Here is a 13,048-nt window from a genome sequence, read left to right on the forward strand (position 1 = left end):
CGAGATTGGTTMGAGATTGGTTTGATTCAGTTTCACAGTTGCATGTTGTTCCCCAATTTCCTGGAGGGCGACGTAGCAGTAAGTCTCGACGGTGGATCACGCTGATATCCGCGGGTTGGTTACCGCATTACAGAGGTCCGCCCAATGAGCCTGCCGCTATCTAAGGCCGCAAGTCGGATGAAATCCGTTGCCTAGCTAGGTCGCGGGTTGCTCGTGTGCCGGGCTACGTCGCCCTTCAGGAAACTGGCTCCACAGTAGGTGGCAGATAGGTTGGTACCTTGGCGCTGGGTTACGTTGTCTGCGCCGCGTTCGGTATGGCAAGCGACATGGCGAGCCGGCTGATGTCCCAGATGAACCCGCTCAGTTCGCGGGCCACCGCAACCACCGCAATGTTCGGGTTCTTGCCGCGCGCGGCAAGTCTCCGATAGCGCCGGCACAGTCGAACCTGGGCGTCCCAGGAGCGGTCAACGATGGCCTTCGGGATGCCTTCGTGCCGGCGCTGAATCTCGGGGCTCACACGTGCCGGGTGCCGGTAACTCCAGGCGGCTTCGATTAGCAGCTTTCTTGCATAGCTATTGCCGTTCTTGGTGATGCTGCCTTGGCGCCGTTTTTCCCCCGATGAGTGTTCTGCGGGCGTCACCCCGAGCCAGGCCATCAGTTGGCGCGGACGCACAAAGCGCGAGAGATCGCCCAATTCGGCGAGCATGCCTATCGCCGTGGTGAACTGCACGCCGCGCATGGCCTGCAAGCCCAGTACGGCCGGATAGAAGCGCCAGTTGACCACTGCCTCGCGCAAGGCCGCTTCGAGACGGCTGCATTGCGCGAGCCGATCCTCGATGGCACGTCGATATTCGTCAAAGGCAAGTTGCTGCCACACGGTGTCGAACGCAAAGGTACTGATCCAGCGCCGGTGCGCGGGTCCCCAGTCGGCTCTGCCGCTGTAGCGCACCCCATGTGAAAGCAGAAAGGCCTTCAGCCGTTGCCGGGCGCGCTTCAGATCGTCCTTGGCGCTGACCCACGCGCGTGACAGATCCCGGAACGCTTCGTCCTCCAYACTGGGCACGTACACCGCCGAGAGGTCGCCGGCGCGCAGCGATCGCACGAGCTTGACCGCATCGCGCCGATCGGTCTTGACGCGCTCGCCGGGTTTCTTCGGGATCAGCGACGGCGCGCACACCATGCACTCGAATCCCTTCCCTGCAAGCTGCCGGTAAAGGCCATAGCCGCAAGGGCCTGCCTCGTAGACGATGCGGATCCGGCTCGCTTTAGACTGCAGGCGCTTGCACAGGCGATCGATATCGGCCTTCGAGGTACCGATCTTGCCAAGCAGTTCGACCTCGCCCGCGCCGAGTGCGTAGGCGACCGTGATCGAGTCCTTATGGACGTCAAGACCCACGTACAAAGTGCTATCGTGTTCCATGCTGGCCTCCGCGCTGGAAATCGCCGGGTGTGGCACTGTCCACACCATGCGGCTCTGGCAGTCATGCTAACCCGCGTTTGATTCCCCGCCTGGCCGTGATATGCGCCCATGCCGCTGGGGCCCACGCCACCGAAGGGGAGCTCTTCCTGGGCGATATGCAGCAGCGTTTCGTTGATGCTGACGCCACCCGCCACGGTTTGCGCCATGACGTGGTCGATCGTGCGGCGGTCTTTCTCGAACAGGTAGAGCGCCAGCGGGCGTGGGCGGGCGTTGATGTAGCCGATCGCCTCTTCCAGCGTACGGTAGGTCACCAGCGGTAGCACCGGGCCGAAGATTTCCTCGCGCATCACCGTGGCGTCGGCGGGGACATCCAGCAACAGCACCGGCGCGAGGCGGCGGCGCTCCGGGTCCGATGGCAGCTGTGACAGCGGCACCACGCGCGCACCGGCGCGGGCGGCGTCGCTCACCAGGCTGTCCAGCCGCGCGAAGTGCCTCGGGCTGATGATGGTGGTGTAGTCGGGGTTGCCGGCATGGCCCGGCTGGCCCGGCAGGTCTGGATAGAGACGGGCGGCGCAGGCGCGGGCGGCTTCGACGAAGGGCTCGCGCAGGGCCTCGGGCAGCAGCACATAGTCTGGCGCGATGCAGGTCTGGCCGGCGTTGAGCAGCTTGCCCACCAGGATGCGTTCGACCGCGCGTTCCAGGTCGGCGCCAGGGCCGACGATGGCCGGCGATTTGCCGCCCAGTTCCAGCGTGACCGGCGTGAGGTTGGCGGCCGCCGCACGCATCACATGGTGGCCGACCTGGGTTGAGCCGGTAAACAGCAGATGGTCGAAGGGCAGGGCGGAAAAAGCGCTCGCCACTTCCGCATCGCCATTGATCACCGTGATCTCGTCGGGGGCGAAGGCCTGTTGCGTCAGGCGCGCGAACAACGCGGCGAAGCGCGGCGTGTACTCGGAGAGCTTGACCATGGCGCGGTTGCCCGCGACCAGCGCGCCCACCAGCGGGCCCACGGTCAGGTAGAGCGGGTAGTTCCACGGCACCACGATGCCAATCACGCCCAGCGGCTGCGGCATCAGCCGCGACGTGGCGGGCTTGAACCACAGCCCGGTGCGCACGCGCCGCACCCGCATCCAGCGCTTGCCATGACGCAGCGCATCGTCGATCCCGGCCACGCTGGGAAAAGCTTCGAGCAGTGCGGTTTCCTGGCGCGGGCGGTTGCCGAAATCGGCGCTGATGGCTTGCGAGATCTCGTCCATGTGCCCGGTCACCAGCTTGCGCAGGCGCCGCAGCCGGTCGGCGCGCACGGCCCAGGCCGGGGCCTGGTCGCGGCGCGAGGCGGCGCGCATGGCGTCGAATACGGATGAAATCTCGGGCACTTCTCTCATGTCGCGCTCTCCTTGGGGTCGTGCGCTGCCCTTGGCGCGCGCGGCGTTCAGATCCCCGCACCATATGCCATGCGGCGGCGCCTGACAATGGACGCCGGCCACTAGCCGCGCGCTTCAAACAACCGTATTCACCGACCCTCCTTCGCCCTTTCCAGTGCCCTGGCAAAGCCCTACACTGATTTCGCGGCATGCTTTCGGCGTGCCGGCCAGACCGGGTTGACCGGCATGCGCGGCCTGCCAAAGCGTCCGGCGCAACCCCGGCACACTGACCTCGGACCAGGCGGGGAGACGGATGGAAACCACCTTTGACTATCTCGTCGTTGGCGGCGGTTCGGCGGGGTGTGCCCTGGCCGGGCGGCTGGCCGACAGCGGCAGCGACAGCGTGGCAGTGCTCGAGACTGGCGGCCACGATCACCATGTGCTGGTGTCGACGCCGGCGGGCTGCGCGGCCATGCTGCCGCGTGCCGGCAGCCATAATTACGGCTACCGCACCGTGCCGCAGCCCGGGCTGAACGGGCGCCGTGGCTACCAGCCGCGCGGGCGCGGCCTGGGGGGCAGTTCCTCGCTCAATGCCATGATCTACACGCGGGGCACGCCGGCTGACTACGACCGCTGGGCTTCGGCCGGCTGCGACGGCTGGGCCTGGGACGATGTGCTGCCTTATTTCCGCCGGGCCGAATGCAATGAGCGCGTGACCGGGCGCGATGACGATCCCTGGCACGGCGGCAGCGGCCCGCTCCATGTGTCGGACCTGCGCACGCCCAATCCCTTTGGCCAGCGCTTTATCGAGGCAGCCCAGCAGGCCGGCTATCGCCGCAACGACGACTTCAACGGCGCGGACCAGGAGGGCGCTGGCTGGTACCAGGTGACCCAGCATGGCGGCGAGCGCTGGAATGCCGCGCGCGCCTACCTGCACCGCGGCGACGCCGCCGACCGCGCCAGCAATGGCGGGCGCGAGAACCTGGCTGTGATGACGGGCGCGCAGGTGCTGCGCATCGCGTTCGAGGGCCGCCACGCGGTGGGGGTGGTGGCGCGGCTGGATGGCCGCGAAACCCTCTTGCGGGCACGCCGCGAGGTGATCGTGTCGGCCGGCGCGTTCGGCTCGCCGCAACTGCTGATGGTGTCGGGTGTCGGCCCTGCCTCGCATCTGCGCGAGCTAGGCATTCCCGTGGTGCACGACCTGCCGGGCGTGGGCGCCAACCTGCAGGACCATCTCGACGTCATCGTGCACAAGCGGGTGGCGGCGTCCGAGCTGTTCGGCATCTCGGTGGGCGGCGTGTTTCGCCTGCTGGCCGAGATACTGCGCTACCGGCGCGAGCGCACCGGCATGCTGACTTCCAACTTTGCCGAGGCAGGCGCCTTCCTGAAGAGCCTCGCCGGGCTGGACGAGCCGGACCTGCAGCTGCATTTCGTGGTCGGGCTGGCCGACGACCATATGCGCCGAATCCGCCTGGGCCATGGCTATTCCTGCCACGTCTGCGTGTTGCGCCCGAAAAGCCGGGGCGAGGTACGGCTGGCTTCGCCCGATATCCGCGAGGCGCCGATGATCGACCCGTGCTTCCTGTCGGACCCGCGGGATCTCGACGGCCTGGTGGCCGGCGTGCGGATCGTGCGCCGAATCCTGGCACAGCCGCAGCTGGCGGCGTTCGGCGGCAAGGAGCTGTATTCGGCGCACTTGCCAGCCGATGGCGGCGACGACAGCGCGATCCGCGCGATGATCCGCGCCCATGCCGACACCATCTACCATCCCGTCGGGACGTGCCGCATGGGCATGGACGAGTACGCGGTGGTCGATCCGCAGCTGCGCGTGCGGGGCGTGGAAGGCTTGCGCGTGGTGGATGCGTCGATCATGCCAACGCTGATAGGCGGCAACACCAATGCGCCGGCCATCATGATCGGCGAGCGTGCGCATGACCTGATCCGGCACGGCCCGCGCGTGGTGTTGCGGATGGCGGAGGTATTGGCCGTGTGAGGGGCGGGGAGCGTCCCCCCGCCCCTCGCACCCGCGCTCAGGCCGTAGCCAGGCGGAAGGTCGATACCGTGTCGCGCAGCTTGCCGGCCTGGTCGTCCAGCGACTGCGCGGCGGCCGCCGCTTCCTCCACCAGCGCTGCATTTTGCTGCGTGACTTCGTCCATCTGGCCCACGGCCTGGTTGACCTGCTCGATGCCCGCGCTTTGCTCGTCGGAGGCCGCGGCGATCTCGGCGATGATGTCCGATACGCGCTTTACCGCGTTCTGGACTTCGCTCATGGTCTTGCCGGCATCCTCGGCTTGCGCCGAGCCCGTGCGCACGGTGTTGACCGAGCTGTCGATCAGGTCCTTGATTTCCTTGGCGGCGCTGGACGAGCGCTGCGCCAGGCTGCGCACCTCGCCGGCTACCACCGCGAAGCCGCGGCCCTGTTCGCCGGCGCGCGCGGCCTCCACCGCGGCATTGAGCGCCAGGATGTTGGTCTGGAAGGCGATGCCCTCGATCAGGCTGGTGATCTCCGCGATGCGGTTGGAACTGGTGCTGATCGCGCCCATGGTCTGCACCAACTGCTGCACGGCGGTGCTGCCGTGCTCGGCCACGCTGGCGGCATTGCCGGCCAGGCCGCTCGCCTGGCGCGCGTTGTCGGCATTCTGGCGCACGGTGGTGGTCAGCTCTTCCATGCTCGATGCGGTTTGCTCCAGCGAGGCAGCCTGTTGTTCGGTCCGTGCCGACAAATCGGTATTGCCCGCGGCGATCTGGCGTGCCGCCACGCCAACGGAGTCGGTCGAATGGCGCACCTCGCGCAGCGCCACGGCTACCCGCTCCAGCAGGCGGTTGAAGGCAGCCGCGGTACGGCCGATCTCGTCCAGGCGGCCCACCGGCGCGCGGCGTTCCAGGTCCAGGGAGCCGCTGACGTATTCCAGGGTCTGCTCGATCTCGGACAGGCTGCCGTGGATGCGGCGATACAGCGTCACGGCCAGCAAGCCGGTGACCAGCACCGCCACGACGATGACCGCCGAGAACACGCGAACCGCCGTGGTGTACTGCTCGCGATTTTGCGTCACGGCGAGCTCGCCCAGGTCGCCGTTATAGTTGATGTGATCGTCGATTGCCTTGCGCAAGGCGATCGATGCATTGTTCAGTTCGCCGCTCACCAGCATGGCGTGGGCCGTGGCGAAATCGTTGGCGCGTGATTTTTCCAGCATGACGGCACGCTCGGCGCGATAGCGCTTGAGCGCGGCGCGGTCGGCTTCGAGCATCTTGCGGTCGGTATCGTCGCTGATGTCGTCGCGCTCATACTTTGCGGCGGTGGTGTCGAACTTCTCGTCGGCGCGGGCCAGGGCGGCTTCGGCTTCGGCCTTGGCCTTGGGGTCGTCGCTCATGGCGTGCCTGTAGAGCGAGATACGCATGGCGTTGACGTTGTCCTTGAGGGTGCCCAGGGTGCGTACGCTACCTAGCGTGTTGTCGTTGAAGTACTCGAAACGTTGTTCCGACTCGCTGAGTTGCCAGATGCCGCCGAGGCCCACAACGAGCAAGGCGAGCAGGGCCAGGGATAAAGAAAGCAACAGGCGTTGGCTGATGTTCATGTCGGGATGTCGGCACCCGGCGTGTAGCAGGGCGCGCCGCTTGGTCATTTAATGGGGATGAATGCGCACTTATGTATTAAGTGAATGACATTAATACCAAGGGATTTACGGCAGGACCGGCGCCGCCTGTAGCGCGATGGCGCGAAAAAAGCGTGGCGAGGCGTCTGGCGCAGCCGCGTGCCTCAGGCCGGCCAGGCCCGTGCGATCACCCGCGCCAGCGCGGCGTCGTCGCCTTCCAGCGTGCCGAACACGCGGCCGTGCTGGCGCCCGAGCCGGCTGGCCACGAAGCGCTCGGCATCGTCGGGGTCGGCATGGCCGAGCATCAGCGCCGCCTGTGCGGTCAGCACGAGGCCCTGGGCAAAGCGGCGCGCGCCGGCTTCCAGGTGGTCCGGCGCATCCCGCAGCATCGCCTGCAGCGAGGCGAGTTCGGCCCGCACCGCCGGATGGCCGCCGGCGCGCCGCCCGAGGTCTTGCAATAGCCGCCCCGCGTCCTCGGGGTTGCGCTGCAGCGCGCGCAGTACATCGAGGCACATGATGTTGCCGGAGCCCTCCCAGATCGAGTTGACCGGCGCCTCGCGGTACAGCCGCGCCATCGGGCCTTCCTCCACGTAGCCGTTGCCGCCCCACACCTCCATGGCTTCGCCCGTTACCTCGATGGCCCGCTTGCAGACCCAGAACTTGGCCGCCGGCGTGACGATGCGCTTCCAGGCGGCGGCCAGCGGATCGGCATCGGCCCGCTCGAAGGCGTGCGCCAGTTCCATCATGAGCAGGGTGGCGGCCTGGCTTTCCAGCGCCAGGTCGGCCAGTACGTTGCGCATCAGCGGCTGCTCCACCAGCAGGCGGCCAAACGCCATGCGATGCCGCGCGTGATGGATGGCCTGCACCAGCGCCGCGCGGATGATGCCGGCGCTGCCGATCACGCAATCCAGCCGGGTATGGGTGGCCATCTCGATGATGGTCGGAATGCCACGGCCCTCCTCGCCGATCAGGATGCCGGTGGCCTCGCGGAATTCCACTTCGCTGCTGGCGTTGGAGCGGTTGCCGAGCTTGTCTTTCAGGCGCTGGATCTGCACCGGGTTCTTGCTGCCGTCGTCGCGAAAGCGCGGCACGAAGAAGCACGACAGCGGCCCATCCTCCGCGCCCATGCGCGCCACCACCAGGTGGGCATCGCACATCGGGGCGGAGAAAAACCATTTGTGCCCGGTGATCGCGTACTCCGCGCCGCGGCCCTCGCCGCGCACGGCACGCGCGACGGTAGTGTTGCTGCGCACATCGGAGCCGCCCTGCTTTTCCGTCATGCCCATGCCGATCATCACGGCGTGCTTGTCGCGCCAGGGCAGGTCGCGCGGATCGTGCTCCGTGGCAAACAGCTTCGGCTCCAGTTGCGCGAACAGCGCCGCTTCCTTCTGCAGCACCGGGATGCTGGCGAACGTCATGGTGGGCGGGCACAGGGATCCGGATTCGGCCTGCGCCTGCAAGTAATAGCCGGCGGCGCGCGCCACCCACGCGCCATGCCTGGGCTGCGCGAACGGCAGCGCCTGCAACTGCTGGCTGCGCAGCAGGGCCAGCAAGGCGTGCCATGCCGGCGGAAATTCCACTTCGTCGATGCGTTCGCCGGTGCGGCTGTGCGTATGCAGCTCGGGCGCGTGGCGATTGGCCTCGGCCGCCCACTGCTGCACATCGGGTTTGCCCAGACGCGCGCCGAAGACATCGAGCGCACTGGCGTGCCAGCCGCCACCAAGCCGCTCCAGCGCGGCGCGCAATGCAGGGTCGCCGGTGAACAGGTTGTAGCCGGTCAGGTCCGGGACCTGGTTGAACACGCGGTGGGTGGCGGCTTCGGTCATGAGGTCTCCTGTGCAGTCTTTTTGCGCGCGTTGCGCATGGGCATGTCTGATTGCATGGTAGAGCAAGCGGCGCGCTATGTGCGTGGGCTTGCACTGTGTCCTGTCCCCAACACTTCGCGCCGCCGTGGCAGGGCTCGCGGGCCGGGCGCTTGCCGTTCGCCGTTCCCCGGCGCTACACTGCACGCTCCTTTCTCGACGCTGCTGCGCAGAAGGTACTTTTTGCCCCGGTTCCCCGGAGGCCCCCCCGTACCTTGTATTCCCAGCAGCCATGTCTTCACTTCCCCGTCTTGAAAAAGCCCTGCAGCGCCGGGGCATCCATGTCGAGCGCCGCCAGGGTGTCTATCACCTGCGCAACGAACACGCGCAGGCCTCGGTGTTGTTGCCCGCCACGCTTCCCCTGGAAGCGAAAGCCGTACAGCAGTTGCTCGACTTCGCCGCGGTGCGTTCCGCGGACGGCCACCACGCCGTTTGCAAAGCCTGCGCCACGCCGGACTTTCATCCCGGTGGCATCGCGCCGGTCGGATCGATCGTTGCCACCGACGCGGATTTCGTCATTCCCGCCGCGATCGGCACCGACATCAACTGCGGCATGCGCTTGATCACCACAGGCCTGAAGCAAGCCGCCTTGCTGCCGCAGCAGGATGCCCTCGTGAGCAGGCTCACGCGTGCCCTGCTCGATAACGGCCGCGACGTGCCGGTGCATAGCGCCGCGTTCCGCGCCTTGTTTGACGAGGGACCCGCCGCGTTCATCGATCGCGTGGCCCCCCAAGGCTTGTGGGCGCAGGCCGATCGTGCCCGGCTGGAGGCCGAGCTTGCCGCTTGCGTCGGACTGGATGCGCTTGGCGGGAGTGCCCGCTATGCGCCGGATGCGCACGTCGGCAATCGCGAGATCTTTCGCGATCCCTGTCTCGGCACGCCGGGCGGGGGCAATCATTTCGTCGAACTGCAGGTCGTGGACGAGATCTTCGACAGGCACGCCGCGTATCGCGTTGGCCTGGCGTGCGGCGATGTCGTGGCGATGATCCACAGCGGCTCGCGCGATGTCGGCTTCTACGTGGGCCGGCGCTGGATGGACCGGGCGCGCCAGGCCTGGCCCGCCGGCCTGAAGCATCCGACGAGCGGGCTGTACGGCTTGGCGGGCAGCCTGGCGCACGAGTACCTGGTGGCCATGGGTACGGCGGCACGCTATGCCTGGGCCAACCGGGTGGTGCTGGCCGAGCTCGTGCGCAAGGAGCTGGCCGAGTTGTGCGGCGCGGCGGCTTCGCGGCTGGTGGTCGACGTGCCGCATAACGTGGTGCTGCGCGAAAACGGCCTCAATATCCACCGCAAGGGCGCGACCCCCGCGCACGACGGCGACCTGGCCCTGATCCCCGGTTCCATGGGGGATGCCTCCTATATAGTGAGAGGTTTGGGTCACACCGATTGGCTCTCGTCATGCAGCCACGGTGCCGGGCGCAGCGTCCGGCGCCAGGCCTCGCGCCGCCTCAAGAGCGATCATGCCAACGCCGAGTGGCGCTGCGTCACGCTGCGCGAGGAGCGCAGGGTGGAAGAAGCGCCCGAGGCCTACAAGCCGATCGGTCCGGTGCTGCAGGCACAGGAAGAGGCCGGGCTGATCGAAGCCGTGGCGCGGTTGAAGCCTTGGGTGACCTTCAAGGCTTGAAGTGAAAAGACGAATCGAACCAAGGGAGTAGAAACGATGAACGTCAGACAACCCGCGAGCGTGCTGAGCGCACACCCTGTTGCCGACGATGTTCGCGCACGCGTGCTTGACGAACTGGCGGCGATCGAGCGCCGTCACGATGTGCAAGTCATCTACGCCTGCGAATCCGGCAGCCGGGGCTGGGGCTTCGCCTCGCCGGATAGCGATTACGATGTGCGTTTTCTCTATGTGCACCGGCTCGACTGGTATCTGCAGGTGGAAGCAGGGCGGGATGTGATCGAGTTGCCGATCAACGATGAGCTTGATGTCAGCGGCTGGGAGTTGCGCAAGGCGCTGCAATTGCTGCATCGGTCCAATCCGACGCTGCTTGAGTGGCTGGACTCGCCCATTGTCTACCGGGAGGCGCTGCAAGCAATGACGCTGCTGAGGCCGGCCGCGCGCGACTTTTTCTCCCCGATGCGCGGGCGGCATCACTACCTGTCGATGGCGAAGAAGAACTTCCGTGGCTACCTGCAGGGGGATGAGGTCAGGTACAAGAAGTATCTCTATGTGCTGCGCCCGCTACTGGCGGTGCAATGGATCGACGAGCGCGGCAGTGTGCCGCCGATGCGCTTTGCCGACCTGGTGGCCGGGACCGTTCACGAGCCGGCGTTGCTGGACGAGATCAACGCTCTGCTTGCGTTGAAGATGCAGACTTGCGAGAGTGAGTATGGCCCGCGCCGCCCCGGCATCCATGCGCTGATCGAGGCGCGGCTCGCCAACACCGCAATCGAACCCGATCACAAGCGTCCGCAGGGAGAGCCCGCCTCGCTGGATATGCTGATGCGGCGCATCGTGCTGGATCGGTGGGATTGATTGGCGGCGCACGCGCACGATACGTCATGGTGCGCCGCAGCGTAAGGCGTGCGCGGCATGGCCCGGAGGCTGCGCGTTCGCCAGCGATACCACGAATCACGACACTCCAGATTGAAACAGGGGTGGTCAAGCCCCGAGCCTTGTGCTTAAATTCACCCCGTTGGATGAAACAGGGGTGCCGTACGGATGGGCCGTGCGGCTGAGAGAGTCCCTTCGAACCCGATCCGGCTAGTACCGGCGTGGGAAGTTTCATGGTTACCGAACAGCTCCTGCCTTCTCCAAGGCACATGACCCGGCCACACCGCCGCGGCCATGCTCACAGGGCTCCTGGTTTCGTCCATCCCCGCAAGAGAGGACGACACCCATGGCCCGCACAAATACCGCCCCCGCCGCATCTTTCGAGTCGCTTGAAACCGATCTCGACAAAAAGTTTGCCTATCCGGCATCCAGCAAGACCTACCTGACCGGCAGCCGCCCCGATATCCGCGTGCCGCTGCGCACGATCCTGCAGACGTCCACGCGCACGGACAAGGGCGAGATGTCCAATCCGCCGATTCCCGTGTATGACACGTCGGGCCCGTACAGCGATCCGGACATCCATATCGACCTGAAGGCAGGCCTGCCCTCGGTACGCGGCAAGTGGATCGAAGAGCGCGGCGACACCGAAGTGCTGTCCGGCCTGTCGTCGGAATACGGCCTGGCGCGCGCCGCCGATCCGGCCACCGCGCACCTGCGCTTTGCCCAGCTGACCAACCCGCGCCGCGCCAAGGCCGGCGCCAACGTGTCGCAGATGCACTATGCGCGCCGCGGCATCATCACGCCCGAGATGGAATACGTGGCGCTGCGCGAGTCGCTGAACCTGCAGGCGCTGTACGACAAGCCCGAATACAAGGCGCTGCTGCGCCAGCACCCCGGCAATGCGCTGGGTGCCGCGCTGCCGCTGCGCCCGGAAGACATGACGCCGGAATTCGTGCGCCGCGAAATCGCTGCCGGCCGCGCCATCATTCCCGCCAACATCAACCACACCGAGCTGGAGCCGATGGCCATCGGGCGCAATTTCCGCGTCAAGATCAACGGCAACCTGGGCAACTCCGCCGTGACGTCGTCGCTGGCCGAGGAAGTGGAAAAGATGGTGTGGTCGATCCGCTGGGGCGCAGACACCATCATGGACCTGTCCACCGGCAAGCACATCCACGAAACCCGTGAGTGGATCCTGCGCAACTCGCCGGTGCCCATCGGCACGGTGCCCATCTACCAGGCGCTGGACAAGACCGGCGGCGTCGCCGAGGACCTGACCTGGGAAATGTTCCGCGACACGCTGATCGAGCAGGCCGAGCAGGGCGTGGACTACTTCACCATCCACGCCGGCGTGCTGCTGCGCTACGTGCCGATGACCGCGGACCGCGTCACCGGCATCGTCTCGCGCGGCGGCTCGATCATGGCCAAGTGGTGCCTGGCGCATCACAAGGAAAACTTCCTGTACACGCACTTCGACGAGATCTGCGAAATCATGAAGGCGTACGACGTGTCGTTCAGCCTGGGTGATGGCCTGCGTCCGGGTTGTATCGCCGACTCCAACGACGATGCCCAGTTCGGTGAGCTGCGCACGCTCGGCGAGCTGACCGACAAGGCCTGGAAGCACGACGTGCAGGTCATGATCGAAGGCCCGGGCCACGTGCCGCTGCAACGCATCCAGGCCAATATGGATGAAGAGCTCAAGCACTGCTACGAGGCCCCGTTCTACACGCTCGGACCGCTGGTGACGGACATCGCCCCCGGCTATGACCACATCACCAGCGGCATCGGTGCGGCCAACATCGGCTGGATGGGCACCGCCATGCTGTGCTACGTCACGCCGAAGGAACACCTGGGCTTGCCGGACAAGGAAGACGTTCGCGAAGGCATCATCACCTACAAGATCGCCGCACACGCGGCCGACCTTGCCAAAGGCTGGCCGGGCGCGCAGCTGCGCGACAACGCATTGTCCAAGGCGCGTTTCGAGTTCCGCTGGGAAGACCAGTTCAACCTCGGCCTGGACCCGGAACGCGCGCGTTCGTACCACGACGCCACGCTGCCGGCCGAAGGCGCCAAGATCGCGCATTTCTGCTCGATGTGCGGTCCCAAGTTCTGCTCGATGAAGATCACGCAGGAAGTGCGCGACTACGCCGCCTCGCTCAAGCCCGAAGCCGAGCAAGGCATGCAGGAAAAGTCGATCGAGTTCGTCAAGAGCGGCAGCAAGATCTACTCGTAAGGCGTAGGGCCATGGTGCGGCGCATGCCCTTGCAGCGCCGCACGCGAAGTACCGTGCCCCTTCCCTGAAGGGGCACGCC

General features: G+C 66.5%; 7 protein-coding genes, 1 pseudogene and 1 riboswitch. Of the genes and pseudogenes, 4 read left to right on the plus strand and 4 right to left on the minus strand.

The features are described 5' to 3' along the window. Positions 1 to 289: 289 nt before the first annotated feature. Both AB4061_RS37165 and AB4061_RS37170 read right to left on the minus strand, forming a co-directional pair. Complete coding sequence (locus tag AB4061_RS37165) at positions 290 to 1,420, minus strand: IS110 family transposase (RefSeq protein ID WP_441641108.1); 1,131 nt, start codon at positions 1,418 to 1,420, stop codon at positions 290 to 292. 74 nt (positions 1,421 to 1,494) lie between these two features. After that, positions 1,495 to 2,805 (minus strand): annotated as a pseudogene (locus tag AB4061_RS37170) (coniferyl aldehyde dehydrogenase); the annotation flags it as partial. A gap of 292 nt (positions 2,806 to 3,097) precedes the next feature. Here AB4061_RS37170 and AB4061_RS37175 point away from each other — a divergent pair. Then, positions 3,098 to 4,777 (plus strand): GMC family oxidoreductase, encoded by a 1,680-nt coding sequence (locus AB4061_RS37175; protein ID WP_441641109.1) that lies wholly within the window; start codon positions 3,098 to 3,100, stop codon positions 4,775 to 4,777. A 37-nt stretch (positions 4,778 to 4,814) separates the two neighbouring features. On the opposite strand, the gene AB4061_RS37180 is transcribed toward AB4061_RS37175, so the two are convergent. Both AB4061_RS37180 and AB4061_RS37185 read right to left on the minus strand, forming a co-directional pair. Beyond that, positions 4,815 to 6,359, minus strand: coding sequence for a methyl-accepting chemotaxis protein (locus AB4061_RS37180; RefSeq protein WP_441641110.1), 1,545 nt, complete (start codon positions 6,357 to 6,359; stop codon positions 4,815 to 4,817). 182 nt (positions 6,360 to 6,541) lie between these two features. Then, positions 6,542 to 8,203 carry an acyl-CoA dehydrogenase family protein gene (locus tag AB4061_RS37185; protein ID WP_441641111.1) on the minus strand — a complete coding sequence of 554 codons (1,662 nt, stop codon included), beginning with the start codon at positions 8,201 to 8,203 and terminating at the stop codon, positions 6,542 to 6,544. 268 nt (positions 8,204 to 8,471) lie between these two features. On the opposite strand from AB4061_RS37185, the gene AB4061_RS37190 reads away from it, so the two are divergent. From AB4061_RS37190 to thiC, 3 genes are all read left to right on the plus strand, one after another. Further along, the gene (locus AB4061_RS37190) at positions 8,472 to 9,863 is read left to right on the plus strand and encodes an RtcB family protein (protein WP_441641112.1); all 1,392 of its coding nucleotides are present in this window, start codon (positions 8,472 to 8,474) and stop codon (positions 9,861 to 9,863) included. Between the two features lie 36 nt (positions 9,864 to 9,899). After that, complete coding sequence (locus AB4061_RS37195) at positions 9,900 to 10,718, plus strand: nucleotidyltransferase domain-containing protein (RefSeq protein WP_441641113.1); 819 nt, start codon at positions 9,900 to 9,902, stop codon at positions 10,716 to 10,718. A gap of 161 nt (positions 10,719 to 10,879) precedes the next feature. Then, a riboswitch (TPP riboswitch) is annotated at positions 10,880 to 10,981 on the plus strand. A 101-nt stretch (positions 10,982 to 11,082) separates the two neighbouring features. After that, the gene (gene thiC, locus AB4061_RS37200; RefSeq protein ID WP_441641114.1) at positions 11,083 to 12,969 is read left to right on the plus strand and encodes a phosphomethylpyrimidine synthase ThiC; all 1,887 of its coding nucleotides are present in this window, start codon (positions 11,083 to 11,085) and stop codon (positions 12,967 to 12,969) included. The last annotated feature ends 79 nt before the right edge of the window (positions 12,970 to 13,048 follow it).

The sequence above is a fragment of the Cupriavidus sp. YAF13 genome (genome assembly GCF_052113425.1).
Taxonomy (GTDB): domain Bacteria; phylum Pseudomonadota; class Gammaproteobacteria; order Burkholderiales; family Burkholderiaceae; genus Cupriavidus.

Bases quoted from the DNA above. Each gene is read 5' to 3' on its own strand.
- AB4061_RS37175 (WP_441641109.1), top strand. From the start codon at position 3,098: ATGGAAACCACCTTTGACTATCTCGTCGTTGGCGGCGGTTCGGCGGGG.
- AB4061_RS37180 (WP_441641110.1), bottom strand. From the start codon at position 6,359: ATGAACATCAGCCAACGCCTGTTGCTTTCTTTATCCCTGGCCCTGCTC.
- AB4061_RS37185 (WP_441641111.1), bottom strand. From the start codon at position 8,203: ATGACCGAAGCCGCCACCCACCGCGTGTTCAACCAGGTCCCGGACCTG.
- AB4061_RS37190 (WP_441641112.1), top strand. From the start codon at position 8,472: ATGTCTTCACTTCCCCGTCTTGAAAAAGCCCTGCAGCGCCGGGGCATC.
- AB4061_RS37195 (WP_441641113.1), top strand. From the start codon at position 9,900: ATGAACGTCAGACAACCCGCGAGCGTGCTGAGCGCACACCCTGTTGCC.
- thiC (WP_441641114.1), top strand. From the start codon at position 11,083: ATGGCCCGCACAAATACCGCCCCCGCCGCATCTTTCGAGTCGCTTGAA.